At 37.2% G+C, this 15,069-nt stretch carries 14 protein-coding genes; 11 read left to right on the top strand and 3 right to left on the bottom strand.

The window, feature by feature from the left end; all coding sequences use genetic code 11:
• Position 1: 1 nt before the first annotated feature.
• The 9 genes from C0430_RS01275 to C0430_RS01315 all read left to right on the top strand — a co-directional run bounded on the left by C0430_RS01275 (position 2) and on the right by C0430_RS01315 (position 9,795).
• Positions 2–961: a GSCFA domain-containing protein gene (locus C0430_RS01275; RefSeq protein ID WP_290864665.1), complete on the top strand. Its 960-nt coding sequence runs from the start codon at positions 2–4 to the stop codon at positions 959–961.
• Positions 962–1,041: 80 nt separating this feature from the next.
• Positions 1,042–1,416 (top strand): hypothetical protein, encoded by a 375-nt coding sequence (locus C0430_RS01280; RefSeq protein ID WP_290864667.1) that lies wholly within the window; start codon positions 1,042–1,044, stop codon positions 1,414–1,416.
• Positions 1,417–1,444: 28 nt separating this feature from the next.
• A complete protein-coding gene (locus tag C0430_RS01285) occupies positions 1,445–3,271 on the top strand; it encodes a PQQ-binding-like beta-propeller repeat protein (RefSeq protein ID WP_290864669.1) in 1,827 nt (608 codons plus the stop codon).
• A 67-nt stretch (positions 3,272–3,338) separates the two neighbouring features.
• Complete coding sequence (locus C0430_RS01290; RefSeq protein ID WP_290864671.1) at positions 3,339–4,763, top strand: hypothetical protein; 1,425 nt, start codon at positions 3,339–3,341, stop codon at positions 4,761–4,763.
• Between the two features lie 89 nt (positions 4,764–4,852).
• Complete coding sequence (locus tag C0430_RS01295; protein ID WP_290864673.1) at positions 4,853–6,214, top strand: T9SS type A sorting domain-containing protein; 1,362 nt, start codon at positions 4,853–4,855, stop codon at positions 6,212–6,214.
• A gap of 13 nt (positions 6,215–6,227) precedes the next feature.
• Positions 6,228–6,503, top strand: a complete 276-nt coding sequence (locus C0430_RS01300) for a hypothetical protein (protein WP_290864675.1) — start codon at positions 6,228–6,230, stop codon at positions 6,501–6,503.
• A gap of 41 nt (positions 6,504–6,544) precedes the next feature.
• Positions 6,545–8,467, top strand: a complete 1,923-nt coding sequence (locus C0430_RS01305) for a sensor histidine kinase (protein ID WP_290864677.1) — start codon at positions 6,545–6,547, stop codon at positions 8,465–8,467.
• Positions 8,468–8,474: 7 nt separating this feature from the next.
• Positions 8,475–9,122 carry a response regulator transcription factor gene (locus C0430_RS01310; RefSeq protein ID WP_290864678.1) on the top strand — a complete coding sequence of 216 codons (648 nt, stop codon included), beginning with the start codon at positions 8,475–8,477 and terminating at the stop codon, positions 9,120–9,122.
• Between the two features lie 52 nt (positions 9,123–9,174).
• The gene (locus C0430_RS01315) at positions 9,175–9,795 is read left to right on the top strand and encodes a DUF4230 domain-containing protein (RefSeq protein ID WP_290864680.1); all 621 of its coding nucleotides are present in this window, start codon (positions 9,175–9,177) and stop codon (positions 9,793–9,795) included.
• A 130-nt stretch (positions 9,796–9,925) separates the two neighbouring features.
• On the opposite strand, the gene C0430_RS01320 is transcribed toward C0430_RS01315, so the two are convergent.
• The 3 genes from C0430_RS01320 to C0430_RS01330 all read right to left on the bottom strand — a co-directional run bounded on the left by C0430_RS01320 (position 9,926) and on the right by C0430_RS01330 (position 12,746).
• Positions 9,926–10,468, bottom strand: a complete 543-nt coding sequence (locus C0430_RS01320; protein ID WP_290864682.1) for a DUF4136 domain-containing protein — start codon at positions 10,466–10,468, stop codon at positions 9,926–9,928.
• Between the two features lie 72 nt (positions 10,469–10,540).
• Positions 10,541–12,517, bottom strand: a complete 1,977-nt coding sequence (locus C0430_RS01325; RefSeq protein ID WP_290864684.1) for a urocanate hydratase — start codon at positions 12,515–12,517, stop codon at positions 10,541–10,543.
• A gap of 52 nt (positions 12,518–12,569) precedes the next feature.
• Complete coding sequence (locus C0430_RS01330; RefSeq protein WP_290864687.1) at positions 12,570–12,746, bottom strand: DUF5522 domain-containing protein; 177 nt, start codon at positions 12,744–12,746, stop codon at positions 12,570–12,572.
• Positions 12,747–12,774: 28 nt separating this feature from the next.
• Here C0430_RS01330 and C0430_RS01335 point away from each other — a divergent pair, with 28 nt between their 5' ends.
• Both C0430_RS01335 and C0430_RS01340 read left to right on the top strand, forming a co-directional pair.
• Positions 12,775–13,101, top strand: coding sequence for a hypothetical protein (locus C0430_RS01335; protein ID WP_290864689.1), 327 nt, complete (start codon positions 12,775–12,777; stop codon positions 13,099–13,101).
• A gap of 188 nt (positions 13,102–13,289) precedes the next feature.
• Complete coding sequence (locus tag C0430_RS01340) at positions 13,290–15,056, top strand: T9SS type A sorting domain-containing protein (RefSeq protein ID WP_290864690.1); 1,767 nt, start codon at positions 13,290–13,292, stop codon at positions 15,054–15,056.
• Positions 15,057–15,069 lie beyond the last annotated feature (13 nt).

A 15,069-nucleotide genomic window follows, 5' to 3' on the forward strand; every position in this document is an offset into this window, starting at 1 on the left:
GATGCAGTTTAGAACTAAAATCTCCATTCCCAAAAACAACGATTCAATAGATTACAATTCTAAAATTGTGTCTTTAGGCTCTTGTTTTGCCGAAAATATGGCGGAGAAATTGGATTATTTCAAGTTCCAAAATACCTGCAATCCGTTTGGGATTATTTTCAATCCAGTTGCTATCGAAAAAATGATTCATCGCATGGTGAATCAATCTTTTTATACCGAGAAAGACATTTTTTTTCACAACGAACGATGGCATTGTTTTGAGGTTCATTCCGATTTAAGCAATGCTAACAAGCAAGAATTAATTACCAATTTGAATGCTATTTTGGTAGCTACAAAATTACAACTCCAAGCCGCTTCCCATATCATTATCACCTACGGAACATCTTGGGTTTATCGAAATGTAGAAAGTAATGCTGTCGTTGCCAATTGTCATAAAGTGCCTCAAAAACAATTTATTAAGGAAATTTTATCGGTTGAAACCATCAAAAAATCGATGCAGAATACTTTGGATTTAATCCAAAAAATCAATCCAAACGTCAATTTTATTTTTACCGTTTCGCCAGTTCGTCATCTTAAAGACGGTTTTGTGGAAAATCAATTGAGCAAAGCGCATTTAATTTCAGCAATTTATCAAATCTTGCAATCAGAAATCTGCAATCAGAAATCTGCAATTTATTTTCCTTCCTACGAAATCATGATGGACGAGCTTCGCGACTATCGCTTTTATGCCGCAGACATGATTCATCCAAATCAGATTGCAATAGATTATATTTGGCAACGGTTTTCCGAAACTTCAATTGATTATGAAAGTCAATTGATTATGCAAGAAATCGGAACCATTCAAAAAGGATTTTCTCACCGTCCTTTCAATCCTGAGTCCGAAAGCCACCAGCAATTTTTATCGAAACTTCAAGATAAAATTGCCAAACTCCAGAAACAGTTTCCTCAAATCCAATTTTAAAAAATACGTATTTCGTCGTATTGTTTCTATTTCATGTTTGATTCAAATTTGTTGGGTACTAATCAATAAATCAAATCATTATGAGAAAAAATCAGCTTTTGCTTTGTGTGGGAATTTTTCTTTTGCTGTTTTCGGCACCCGCTTTTTCACAAAAAAAAGTTTTGACTGACGAAGAAGAAGTGACCGAAATGGTAACCAAGGAAATGGATGAGGTATTTAAATCCAAAGATTTTTTGAAACAAAAAGACAAAAAATTCAAGGATGTTACCGGAACAATTGTCACCGATATTGGGGTGGTTCAAAGCGGCAAAGTTTCCACCTTCTTTAAAGTGGATAGTGACATCAATAATCCAATGTTTACCAACTTCCTTTCGGAATATGTGTTGGATCACAAATTTTATTTCAAACTTCAAAAACAACAGCGATATAAAGTACGCTATACCGCTACATTTTAATTATTTACTAAACTAAAAACGCAATAAAATGAAAAAATTACTAACATTAACAATGGCCATTTGTTTGATGGCAACATTGCCGGCTTCGGCACAATTCGGAAAACTATTGGACAAGGCAAAAAACGCAGTTTCTGGTGGTGGAGCAGGAAAAAAATCCGGAAGCTTTACAACGGTATGGGAATCAGAATTCGAAAACAAGGCTACCCGATTAGCAGTTTGTGGTGGTGATGGCGAATTGATAATTGGCACCGACGATAACTCGGCATCGGTATTGGACGCAACAGGCAAACTCGTTTGGAATGGAGATTATAAAAAAATAACCACCAATAACACTAATAAATCAGAATACCAATATACCCAATGGAAATCTGGAAAAGGAGGCTATCTCTTTCTTTTTGACGAACGAAAACTAGGAACCGATAGGGTGGCTTGCCTGGATATTGCCACGGGAAAAGAATTGTGGAGTTCGGAATCTTATCAAAACCTCATTCCAAAAGGAACAAAATCTGAAGATGGAGCCGATCAAGGGGAATTGGATACCGTAAAATACATCTCGGAATTAGATGCGTTTTTGATTTCGCAAAAAGCTTCGATTATTTTGGTAAAAGCCAATACGGGTGAAAAAATTTGGGAAACCAATAGATTCAAGGGTGGAGTTGGAAAATACATTTACAACAAGGAAAAAAATGAAATCATTATGGCCAATTTCAAACCGACAGCTTTAGGAGCCTTGTTTGCAGGTTTCAAAAACCAATTGGTTAGAATCAACGCCTCAAATGGTGAAATTTTATGGGACGCCACCTTTGTGGGAACAGTCGAAAAAGAATTGGTGACCAGAAGAGCCATCTTGGATATGTGGATTAGAGACAACAAAGTTTTTCTCTACCTCAACGGATTGATGGTTTATGATTACAACAACGGGCAAAAACTTTGGGAAGCCATATATGAAAATGACATGGATGGCGGTGGTGGTGGAATGTTCTCCAATACACAAAGCAAAAAATATTACAGAACCCTTGCCGATCCATTATTTACAGAAGATGCGGTCTATATCGTGATGTTGGGAACAAGAGACAGAACCAAATATGTCGAAAAACACGACTTGGAATCGGGTAAATTGTTGTGGGCTACCGAGAAAGTTACCGGAGCATTTTGTATGCCAAACCTATACAAAACCGGAAATAAAGTCTTGGTGCAAATTGGAGGAAAAGTGCAAGTACAGGAATATCGAATGGAAAGCAGAACCTCGCCAATGGGAGGAACCTACAAAGAAAGAGTGCCTTATATTTATTGGGATTACAAAGCCCAGAAAAATGGATTGATTTGTTTGGATGATGCCAGTGGAAAAACGGCTTGGCGTTCCGATAAATTTGACAAACGAATTACCGACATGATCATAAACGAAGGCAAAACCGTTTTTGTTGGAGACGGAGATGAATTTTACAGTTACGATATTGCTTCGGGAAAACAATTGTTTGATGTGAAACACAACGATGCCAGGGTAGGAAAAGCAACAGATGTAATCGATTTTGATGACAAAGTTGTTGTACTTTCCGAAAAAGGTCTTGCCGCTTACAACAAAAAAGACGGTTCAAGAGCTTATGCCACAGAAAAAATAAAAGGTGTAGATTATTTTTACCACATTGGCGACAATTATTTCTTGAGAGATCAAAGAAACAGCAAAAACATCATCTATGGAATCAATATGACCAATGGCGAAACCAAAGGTTCAGTGCAATCCAAAGGGAAAGGCGGAAGTCCAACCTATGGTGATGGAATCGACATTACCACGGACGGTGAATATATTTTTGCTTTCAAAGGCAAATCGGTAGAAAAAATCAAAGTAAACAATTAAGCGTTTTTAGTTGTAATGATAAGGGTTGTGGATTGATTTTCACGGCCCTTTTCTAAATTAAATCAATATGAAAAAAACTATTCTTCTTTGTTCATTCTTCCTTGTCCTTTTTTCCGTTCAAGCCCAACAAATTCAATGGGCCAGCAAACTCATTAAATTCTCGACAGATTTGGGAGGAAAGCAAAACAATATCAAAAGAATTCTGGGCAAACCCGATGCTTTTCCGCAAGGTGGAAGTTCCGCCAATGCCTGGATGCCCAAAAATGCCCTAGATGGCAGGGAAATTGTAGAAGTGGGTTTCGAAAAACCACAAACCGTAAAACAAGTCGCCGTTTGCGAAAACCTGAATTCGGGTTGTGTCATCAAAATTTCGGTGGACAACGGTTCCGGAAATTATGAAACGGTTTGGACTCGAAAAAGAGATTGGAAAACACCCACTTTCAAATCCACGGCCTCGGTAGACCACGCTTATTATTTTGGTCGAAAAAGAAGAAAAGTGCAGGAAGTACCCAATGTTTTCAATCCCGGAATCGAATATGCCATTTTTGATAATGCAGTAAGCAATGTGGTTGCGGTAAAAGTGGAGTTCAGCTTTGCACTCATTCCTGGTCAAAAACAAATCGATGCCATCGGGATTTCCGATTCGGACGTACCCATCGAGATAAAAGTCAATACCATTTCTGCTTTCGAAAACCTGTCCAATCCAGAGACTTTGGAGTTTGAAAACAGTGAAGTTTCCAATGTAATCGTTTCGCAAGATGGACAAAAAATGTTCTATTCGGCTTTCGCCAATAACAAAGACGTGGTTTTTTCGTGTCAAAAACAAGCCGACGGCAAATGGTCAAAACCCTTGGCGGAACCCAGCTTGAATCGGAACGATGAATACAATTATTTGGAATATTACAGTGATGATTTTATCCTGAAAGGTGGCGTGGGATATACCAAAAACACAACCGAAACAGGGTTTGAATTTCTCGAAAACATAAATGGAACCTACCAAACCCTGAAACCGCTCAAAATCGCCGCCTACAACAATTATGATAAAACAGCCGATTTCACTATGACCAACGACGGCAAAATCTTGATCATGGGAATCGAAACCGATTTTACCCAAGGCGGAACCGATTTGTATTTTGCCAACCGAAAAGAAGACGGAACTTATGGATTGTTGCAAAATATGGGCAAAGTCATCAATTCTGCCGCCGATGAAGGAATGCCACAGCTATTGTCCGATACCAAAACCTTGCTTTTTAGCAGCATTGGTTTCAGCAGTTACGGTAATTATGATATTTACATTTCTTACCGATTGGACGATACTTGGAAAAAATGGTCGGAACCCATCAATTTGGGTAAGAAGATTAACAGCGATGGTTTTGAAGGATCTCCTTATTATGATGAAAAAACAGAAACGCTTTATTTTACCAGAACTTTCGAAGGGAAATCATCCATTGTCAGGGTCAAAATTCCCAAAAGCGTAGTGATGCAAAACTGAGTTTAGAATCTTAAAAATACGATTAATATCGTATTTTTTTGTTTTTACTAAGACTCTATTTTTGAATTATAATTTAAAAAGTTATTATTATGAAAAGAATATTTACTTTACTATTGGTTATTTTTTTGAGCACGGTTGCAAACGCTCAATGTTGGCAAACCATTTCGGCCGGAAACCTGTTTACGGCGGCGATAAAAAGCGATGGAACGCTGTGGACTTGGGGTGATTATCAATACGGACAATTGGGAATTGGAGCAGTAACGACCGATGCAGGAAGTCCGGTACAAGTAGGCACGGCAAACGATTGGGTTTTTGTAACGGCCAATTGGTACACCGTTTTTGCTATCAAGAGCAATGGTACACTTTGGGCCTGGGGACAAAATACTTATGGAAAACTGGGTGATGGAACCACGACCAACAGAAATGTGCCCGTTCAAATAGGAACGGATACCAATTGGCAATCGGTTTCTTCCAATATCAACAACACGACAGCCATAAAAACGGATGGTTCTTTGTGGTCTTGGGGCGGGAATTTATCCGGACAAGTGGGCGATGGAACTTACACGAACCGATATACTCCTGTTCGAATTGGAACAGCAAACGATTGGGTTTCGGTTTCGGTTGGAAATAGTCATACTCTGGCAAAACGCTCCGATAATTCGATATGGGTTTGGGGAGTTGGTTTGTATGGACAATTGGGTTTGGCGACGGTAAATTTGAAAAATGTTCCCACCCAAATAGGTACCAGTACAGATTGGAGCCAGATTGAAGCGGGATACAGCCATTCGGTGGCCATAAAAAACGATGGAACCCTCTGGACTTGGGGCTATAATGCCAATGGGCAATTGGGAGACAATACCACGGTAAACAAAAATGTGCCTACTCAAGTGGGGACCGATACCAACTGGCAAAAAATAAAAGCCTATGAACACAATTTGGCGGTTAAAACCAATGGCACTTTGTGGGCTTGGGGGTTGAACGGAGGGTATCAATTGGGAGATAATACCTTGACGAATCGGTTGATGCCGTTTCAGTTGGCAAGCGTTTCAAACGTGACCAAAATAAGTGCTGGAGGTCATTTTTCGTTTGCTCAAGACAACAATGGCAATACATTTGCTTTTGGTGATAACTCCGATGGGATGCTAGGAACAGGAGATTATTTGCAAAGAAAAACGCCAACACTAATTTTTCAATGTTCAGGGTTGGGACTAAACAATGCTTTAGTCGAGGAATTCAAAATTTATCCCAATCCAACAAATGGAAACTTCAATATCGAAATTGGTGAAGATTTAATGGGGGCAAAAGCCACTGTTTACAATCTTCTGGGGCAAAAAATAAAAGAGTTTACCTTGAAATCGACAACCACGAATCAAACTTTAAACAAAGGAGTCTATCTTTTGGAAATAAAAAAAGAAGGAAATAAAACCACCAAAAAATTGATCGTGAATTAAAGAATACAGGAATATGGTTTATATTTTAATACTAATAATCGGGGTGCTTTTTTTTGTGATTTTCGGATTGATTATCAGCTTTAAAGCCAGTAATTTAGACTTCCAGAGGCGAATAATGCTTCTGGAAGACATTATTTTGGAGATGAAATCCAATTTGGAGCATCAAAATCAAAAAATCAAACTCTCGGAGGATTTAAGGTCAAAACTCAAGGCATCCAACGAGTCCTTGAACAATTCCATTTTTAATTTGAGTTGCGAAATTTTCGAAGAATTGTATTCCCAAAAATAAGTTTGGAAAATTTTATTATATTTATGCTGTAAAAGTTTTTTATGAAAAAATATTTCTACTTGTTGGTTTTAATGGTCTCATTATCTGTGTATTCCCAAAATGCGCAGGACATCATCGACACACTTAAAAAAGATTTAAAAACCCAGCCCGATGCCAAAAAAACTGCCACAATTTATTCGGATTTGACTTGGTATTATTCGACTGTTTCCATTGATTCAGCATTGAAATATGGGAATAAAGCAGTTCTAACTTCCACAAAACTGGGCGATTCTACTTTAATTGCACAAGTATATAGTGATATTGGTGCTGTGTACTTTAGAAAAGGTGATTTTCAAAATTCAAAGGAAAATTATCTCAAAGCATATAAAATCAGAAAAGCCAGAAAGGATGATAAAGGATTGGCAAAAATCAATAATAATTTGGCCAACATTTATGAAAAAAACGGCCAATACAAAATGGCAATGGCAACATTTTTAGACGCCTTGCAATATTTTGAGAGCATAAACGACGATAAGAATAGCCATATCATAAAAGGTAACATAGGACTAATCCTTTTGAAATTAAAAAATTATCCAAAAGCATTTACTTACATAAATGACGTTGTTGAATTTCAAGAAGAAAACAAAGCTACGGCAGAATTATGCGTTTCCTGTTTGAATTTAGGGAATGTTTATCTGCAAATGAATGACACCGTCAATGCGTTGAAACAGTACAACAAAAGCTTGAAATACTGTGCATTGGTCGGAAATAAAAAAGGGATGGCCAGTGGTTACAATAATATTGGTTCTATAAAAACCGAGCAAAAAAAATCGAAAGATGCTTTGGCTTTTTATGAAAAATCAAAAAAGACCAGAGAACAATTAAATTCAGATATTGACAAAGCGAACTTCGACTTTAATGTTGCCGAAGAATATTTAAAACATAATAAATTGATTGAAGCCAAACAATTATTGTTAAGCACCAAGCAAATTTTCGAAAAAGAAAAATTATACGACAAATTACAAATAAACTACAAATCATTAATTCGAGTTTATGCAAAATTAAACATGCTTGATAGTGTTAGCTTGTATGTCAATAAATTGGTGGTGGTTAACAATCAATTACTCGAAAACTTGGTAGTAAAACAAACTGCCGAACTCGAAACGAAATACCAAACCGAAAAGAAAGAAAAACTATTATTAGAAAAAGAAGCCGAAGCCAAACAAAAAAACACAATGTTAATTGGGATTTCGCTTTTAGCTTTTTTTATAGCACTGATTGGGTTTTTAATTTACCGCCAACAAAAACTAAAAAATGTCCAACAAAAGCAAGAGTACAAACTCAAAAAAGAAATTTCAAAAATAGAAAACCAAAACAAATTGCAGGAACAACGCCTGAGCATTTCGAGAGATTTGCACGATAATATTGGCGCGCAACTGACTTTCATTATTTCCTCGGTAGACAATATAAAATACGCTTTCGAGATTACGAACGAAAAATTAGACCATAAACTTTCCAATATTTCCGGTTTTGCCAAGGAAACCATCGTGGAACTTCGCGACACGATTTGGGCAATGAATTCTAATGAAATTTCATTCGAAGATTTAGAAATCCGAATCAATAATTATATCGAAAAGGCCAAGGAAGCCAAAGACCAAATCAGCTTTTCCTTTGCCATCGACCCAGTTTTAAAAACTCAAAAACTGACTTCTATCCAAGGAATGAATATTTACAGAACCATTCAGGAAGCAGTAAACAACGCCATAAAATATGCCAATGCCAGTGTTATTTCCATAAATGCAAAAAAAAGTCACGACCTAACAAAAATCACCATTCAAGACAACGGAATCGGTTTTGACCTCGCCAAGATTGAAAAAGGAAACGGATTGCAGAACATGCAAAAACGCATTGAAGAAATAGGCGGAGAATTCCATCTTTCCTCTTCGGATGAAGGAACTCGAATTGAAATTTTATTAAAAAAATAAATGAGATATGATAAAAATAGCTATCGTAGAGGATAATTCATTTTTGATAAAAACAGTTCAAGAAAAACTTTCTTTTTTTGAGGATTTCTCTTTGAAATTTACGGCCGAAAATGGGTTGGATTTAATCGAAAAGTTGGAAAAAAACCACAATGTCGATTTGATTTTAATGGATATCGAAATGCCCAAAATGAACGGAATCGACGCAACTTGTTTCGTGAAGCATAAATATCCGCAAATAAAAATCATTATGCTCACCGTTTTTGACAACGACGAAAATATTTTTAACGCCATAAAAGCGGGAGCCGACGGTTATTTGCTCAAAGAAGTGAATCCCAAAGATTTGCATCAAGGAATTGTCGAAACGATGAATGGTGGTGCCACGATGACACCGTCGATAGCAATGAAAACCCTGAAATTGTTCCGAAATCCAATGGTTTTTGAAAACCTCCCAAATCAGGAAGAATACAATTTGACGCCACGCGAAATCGAAGTTTTGGAGCAATTGAGCAAGGGATTGAAATACAATGCCATTGCCGATAATTTGTTTCTTTCCATTGGAACAATCCGTAAGCACGTTGAAAACATTTACACCAAACTACAAGTCCACAACAAACTCGAAGCCATTCAAAAAGCCAAAAACAACAATTTGATTTAGTCAGTTATCCTGTTTCATTTCAATATTTTTTCTAATTTTATAAAAAAAAGAAATGCAAAGAAGAATTTTATTGGGCTCCGGAATTATTGTCGTGATTATTTTGCTTTTCAAATTTTGCGAATTTAAAAAAGAGGATGATGCCTCTTTGGATTACAACACGAATCTCATCCAACAGCAAATCGTGAATGTAGGAAAATTGGTCGTTACCGAAGGTCATTTTGCAGAAGTCGTTACCTATAAAAACCAAGATAAATATTTGATGAATATGGTTTCTTTTGAAAAGAAAGCTATCGTGATTGTGAATGCCGATGTGACCGTGGCTTATGATTTACATCAAATGAAATACGATATCGACGAAAAAAACAAGACCATCACCATACTGAATATTCCAAAAGAAGAGATAAAAATAAGTCCTGATATCCAGTTTTATGATGTGGAGCAAAGCAAAATGAATCCTTTTACCGGCGATGATTACAACAAAATAAATAAATCGGTTAGAGCCAATTTGGCCAAGAAAATAGAAAAATCTTCCTTGAAAACCAACGCCAAAAACCGATTGATTTCTGAACTTTCGAAAATCCTGATTTTGACCAATACGATGGGCTGGAAGTTAAAATACGAAGGAAATGTTATTGAAAAAGAAGCTGATTTTAATCAAAAAATAAAAGGCTAAAATTTGTTTCTATTTCTTTTAATCATAAGAAACGCAATATGAAATTGGCAACAAAAAAACCACAACTTTTAGGTTGCGGTTCTTTTTTATAAAATCCTTTTCTGGCAAATTATGGTAAAATGTAATCTGGTTATTTCTTAATCGGGGGATATTGTGCTAAAATTTTGGCCACAAATTCATTTATGATGGCTTCTTTTTTAGAACGATCTTGGGTCAAATAGCCAACACCTTCACCTTGCCAAACCAACTCGTTTTTCTTGGCGTCAATTAAATCGATAAATAATGTTCCTTCAACTGAAGTGGATACATGAGGGTATCCTCCCCAATAGAATGGATAGCCATAACGATAGCCTCTCCAGCCATAACCCCAGTTGTTGTAGTATTGGTTAACGTCAACTTCTTGTTTTTCTTTGGTAAAAATATTGATCAGCAAATCAGGAGTTTCGCTTTTTGTCATTCCTTTTTTACCAAGTTCGGATTCGATTGCCTGAAGAATTCTTCTTTTGTCAAGTTCCGAAATTTGTACTTTATCAATGCTTTTTTGATGAAAAGCATATGTTTTGTATGGACTAAAATCAGTGTTTTTGTCAAAATCAGAATACACGTTAATCGAAGAGCCGCAAGAACTCATTATAAAAAATAATAGGACGGGAATGATTTTAATTGCTTTCATTTTCTAAAGTTTTAAAAATTTAATTCATAAAGTTTAAAGCTTTTTTAGGATATTTTTCCAGAACATTAAACTTTAAAATAATTGTTCGTCAACTATGTTTGGAATGGTCACTTTCAACAAAGGTTGTGTTTCCATTGCTCTTTTTATGGCAAAAATGGCGCCTTCATTTCGTGCCCAACTTCTTCTGGAAATTCCGTTGTTTACATCCCAGAAAAGCATTGATTTTATGCGTTTAGATGCTTCAGTTGTACCATCAAGAACCATACCAAAACCGCCATTGATAACTTCGCCCCAACCCACACCGCCGCCATTGTGGATGGAAACCCAAGTGGCTCCTCGAAAGCTGTCGCCAATCACGTTTTGTATTGCCATATCGGCAGTAAAACGGGAACCGTCATAGATATTTGAAGTTTCCCTATACGGAGAATCTGTGCCCGAAACATCATGATGGTCGCGACCCAAAACGATTGTTCCTATTTCGTTTTTGGCGATGGCTTGATTGAAAGCTTCGGCAATTTTCATTCTTCCCTCGGCATCGGCATAGAGGATTCGGGCTTGGGACCCCACGACCAATTTATTTTCTTGTGCATTTTTTATCCAATGAATGTTGTCCTGCATTTGTTGCTGGATTTCGGGCGGAGCCGATTTGGCCATTTCTTCCAAAACTTCACAAGCAATCGCATCCGTTTTTTGCAAATCTTCTGGATTTCCGGAGGCACAAACCCATCGGAATGGACCAAATCCGTAATCAAAACACATTGGTCCCATAATATCTTGGACGTAACTTGGATACTTGAAATCAATTTGGTTTTCGGCCATCACATCCGCACCGGCTCGAGAAGCTTCCAGCAAAAAAGCATTTCCGTAATCGAAAAAGTAGGTTCCATTAGCGGTATGTTTATTGATGGCATTGGCATGACGCCTTAGACTTTCTTGTACTTTTTCCTTGAACAATTCGGGATTGGAGGCCATCATTTCGTTGGCTTCCTCAAAAGAAATTCCTGCAGGATAATAACCTCCGGCCCAAGGATTGTGCAACGAAGTTTGGTCGGAACCCAAATCGATAGAGATGTTTTCTTTGTGAAATTTTTCCCAAACATCCACCACATTTCCAAGATATCCTATGGAAACAATTTCTTCATTGGCTTTCGCCAAAGTGACCCTTTTGACCAATTCATCGATGTCGTCGATGATTTCGTTGATCCAGCCTTGAGTGTGGCGAATCTGCGTTATTTTTGGATTTACTTCGGCACAAACGGTGATGCAACCGGCAATGTTTCCAGCTTTGGGCTGTGCTCCACTCATTCCGCCCAAGCCTGAAGTCACGAATAATCCGCCTTTGGGATTGGTTTTTATTTTTCGGAAACCGTTTAAAACCGTGATCGTGGTACCGTGAACAATGCCTTGCGGGCCAATGTACATATAACTTCCGGCAGTCATTTGACCGTATTGCGAAACCCCGAGCGCATTGAATTTTTCCCAATCGTCGGGTTTGGAATAATTGGGAATAACCATTCCGTTGGTCACGACAACTCTCGGTGCTTCTTTGTGGGACGGGAACAATCCCATTGGATGACCGGAATAAATCGCGAGGGTTTGCTCTTCGGTCATTTCAGATAAATACTGCATCGTCAATAAATATTGTGCCCAGTTCTGGAAAACGGCTCCATTTCCACCATAAGTAATCAGTTCGTGCGGATGTTGCGCCACGGCAGGATCTAGATTGTTTTGGATCATCAGCATGATGGCTTTAGCTTGTTCGCATTTTCCGGGATATTCCGAAATGGGACGAGCATACATTTTGTAATCAGGGCGAAAGCGGTACATATATATTCTGCCGTAAACATTCAATTCCTCTGCAAATTCCTGGATTAATTCCGCATGATGTCGAGGTTTGAAATAGCGAAGCGCATTGCGAAGCGCCAACTTTTTTTCTTCTGCCGAAAGAATTTCTTTCCGTTTGGGAGCGTGATTTATTGCTGGTTCATACGCTTTTGGCTTAGGCAATATGTATGGAATTCCTTGCTGGATTTGTTCTTGGAAAGTCATTTTTGTTTGTTTTTATAGTTTATGCAAACTGAAAATTGCAACTGCAAACGGATTACTTTTTTATTTGCCCCGTTTTCTTGTCAAATCCATAAGGGCAATGACGGCAGCCGCTTTTGCAGCAATATCCTTTTTTTAGATGGTATTTTTCGGTGAAGCATTTAAAGCCTTCGGGCGTATAATAAAAATCTTCGCCTTCAATTAATTTATTTTCATTACTTTGTTCGTTCATAGCTACAAATTTATAAACTTTACAACGAATGTTTCTTATTGTTACCAAATATTTAATTCCGAAAGGCTATCGAGGATTGGCCGTATTCCCGTTTGTGTTTGTCAAACAAGCATTGGATAAAAAAAATGAAGTTTTTGTCAATCACGAACGAATTCACTTGCGCCAACAATTGGAATTATTGGTAGTTCCTTTTTTCTTATGGTATTTTCTGGAGTTTTTGGTACGCTTAATCCAATATAAAGAAATGGATTTGGCATATCGAAATATAAGTTTTGAGCGAGAGGCTTACGCCAATGAAAAAGATATTGAATATTTAAACAATAGATTTTTATGGAGGTTTCTTAAATATGTTTAATAAATAAAAGGAATACTATTAAACTTATAAAATTGTTAAAATGTGTATTTGGTCGTTTATTTTTGCTTTTAATGGATTTTTTATTGATAAAAAAGAGTACCTTTAATGCATTATTTTAAATAATGCAACTGAGGCTGGGTTGTTTAAATGGACAAAAAAAGGATGGAGATACTTTAATCCATTGAATTATGAACTCAAAAATACTAAATATAACGTTGTTGCTTGTTGTTGGATTCTTGTTTCAGGGTCAAGGATATTCACAGGACATGTATGTTAAAGACAATACTTTTATCTATGTAAGTAATCAATCTGTTTATGTAAAAAATGCTCTTGAGTTAAACGCAATTTCCAGTATTTTTTATTTAAGAAACGAGGGACAGCTATTGCAAGGTACTACTGGATCCGGAGCGAATAAAGGAGTAGGTAGCTTGTCCGTTTTTCAGGAAGGAACCGTTAATAATTATCAATTCAATTACTGGTGTTCTCCTGTGGGGAATGTATCTTCGCCAACATCGGTGAATAATCCTTTTGGAATTATGCAATTGGGAAGGCCAATATCACTGACTGCAACAACAGCGGCAACTGCATCGATGACTTATGATGGAACCTCTTCTCCATTATCAATTGCCTCATTTTGGGTAAATAAGTTTCAGGTGAATTTGTCTTTATATTCTGATTGGGTTTCTGTGGGTTCTGCTTCTACCATAAATCCAGGTGAAGGTTTTACAATGAAAGGCTCTTCAGGTACTGATGCCACAACAGTGGGTGGTGTGCAAAATAATTCAGACGGAAAACACCAACGCTACGACTTTAGGGGCAAACCCAATGACGGAACCATAAGCATTCCTGTTTTAGCTGGTGAATGGACATTGACCGGAAATCCTTATCCATCGGCTATTGATTTACAGGCATTTTTAATTGCGGAACTAAATTGCACGGGTACTGCTTATTTCTGGGAGCAAGATAAAATGGTAAATTCACATTACCTGGCAGATTATAAAGGAGGTTATGGAGCTTATTCATCGGCAAATATATATGTTCCGGCTCCATTTTATTCATATGACGGAGAAGGAAATCAAATATCTGGAACTGATGTTCGTTATGGCGGAGATTACAAAAGAAAATATGCTCCCGTTGGTCAAGGCTTCATGGTTGAAGGACTCGTGAACGGGAATGTCCAAATGAAAAATAGTTACAGAAAATTTGTAAAAGAAAACACGGCAAATAATTCAGAGTTTGCAAGAATTAAAAATGGTAAAACCGCAGCAGCCACTACAGTCGATTTGCCACAAATCCGTTTCAATATCTTATTGAACAATGGACCGGTTAGTCCAATGGTTTTGGCATTTGACCCCACATCCACAGACGGTGTCGATCGCGCAGATTCATCGTCGCCAAATGAAAGCCCGGCAAACAGTTACTTTGTGATTGATGGTAACGAATATATTATTGAGGTGATGCCTTTTGATATTGACAAAAAAATCCCCATTGGTTTTAGAAATAATGCCGAAGTCAATTATAAAATCACGGTCAATGAAATGATAAACCTTCCAGAAGTCACCAATGTGTATTTGCACGACAAAACAACGGATTTGTATCACGACATAAAAAACAGTTTATATGATGTGACATTGCCTGCCGGGACTTACAATACACGTTATGAAATTACCTTCAAAAATGGTGCTTTGGGAGTTGGAGATACTGAAAATCAAGGATTTTTAATACAACAAGACAATGTAAACAAAAAAATCATAATCAAGAATCCATCACAAATCGAATTGGCGAATTGTAGTTTATATGATGTGGTGGGAAAATTAGTTTTTAATAAAGACAAATTGGGCACTCAAACCACATATACATTTTCCACAAATGATTTGAGCAACGGAATTTACATCGTGAAATTAACCACAAATGACAAAACAGAAAAAGGCCAAAAAATAATCGTCAAGAACTAGCCCTGACAACCTT

It is taken from the genome of Flavobacterium sp. (assembly GCF_013823965.1).
Taxonomy (GTDB): domain Bacteria; phylum Bacteroidota; class Bacteroidia; order Flavobacteriales; family Flavobacteriaceae; genus Flavobacterium.

Excerpts from the sequence above, each read along its gene's own strand:
- C0430_RS01295 (WP_290864673.1), top strand. The coding sequence starts at position 4,853 with ATGAAAAGAATATTTACTTTACTATTGGTTATTTTTTTGAGCACGGTT.
- C0430_RS01340 (WP_290864690.1), top strand. The coding sequence starts at position 13,290 with ATGAACTCAAAAATACTAAATATAACGTTGTTGCTTGTTGTTGGATTC.
- C0430_RS01300 (WP_290864675.1), top strand. The coding sequence starts at position 6,228 with ATGGTTTATATTTTAATACTAATAATCGGGGTGCTTTTTTTTGTGATT.
- C0430_RS01285 (WP_290864669.1), top strand. The coding sequence starts at position 1,445 with ATGAAAAAATTACTAACATTAACAATGGCCATTTGTTTGATGGCAACA.
- C0430_RS01305 (WP_290864677.1), top strand. The coding sequence starts at position 6,545 with ATGAAAAAATATTTCTACTTGTTGGTTTTAATGGTCTCATTATCTGTG.
- C0430_RS01330 (WP_290864687.1), bottom strand. The coding sequence starts at position 12,746 with ATGAACGAACAAAGTAATGAAAATAAATTAATTGAAGGCGAAGATTTT.
- C0430_RS01280 (WP_290864667.1), top strand. The coding sequence starts at position 1,042 with ATGAGAAAAAATCAGCTTTTGCTTTGTGTGGGAATTTTTCTTTTGCTG.
- C0430_RS01310 (WP_290864678.1), top strand. The coding sequence starts at position 8,475 with ATGATAAAAATAGCTATCGTAGAGGATAATTCATTTTTGATAAAAACA.
- C0430_RS01335 (WP_290864689.1), top strand. The coding sequence starts at position 12,775 with ATGTTTCTTATTGTTACCAAATATTTAATTCCGAAAGGCTATCGAGGA.
- C0430_RS01275 (WP_290864665.1), top strand. The coding sequence starts at position 2 with ATGCAGTTTAGAACTAAAATCTCCATTCCCAAAAACAACGATTCAATA.
- C0430_RS01290 (WP_290864671.1), top strand. The coding sequence starts at position 3,339 with ATGAAAAAAACTATTCTTCTTTGTTCATTCTTCCTTGTCCTTTTTTCC.
- C0430_RS01315 (WP_290864680.1), top strand. The coding sequence starts at position 9,175 with ATGCAAAGAAGAATTTTATTGGGCTCCGGAATTATTGTCGTGATTATT.
- C0430_RS01325 (WP_290864684.1), bottom strand. The coding sequence starts at position 12,517 with ATGACTTTCCAAGAACAAATCCAGCAAGGAATTCCATACATATTGCCT.
- C0430_RS01320 (WP_290864682.1), bottom strand. The coding sequence starts at position 10,468 with ATGAAAGCAATTAAAATCATTCCCGTCCTATTATTTTTTATAATGAGT.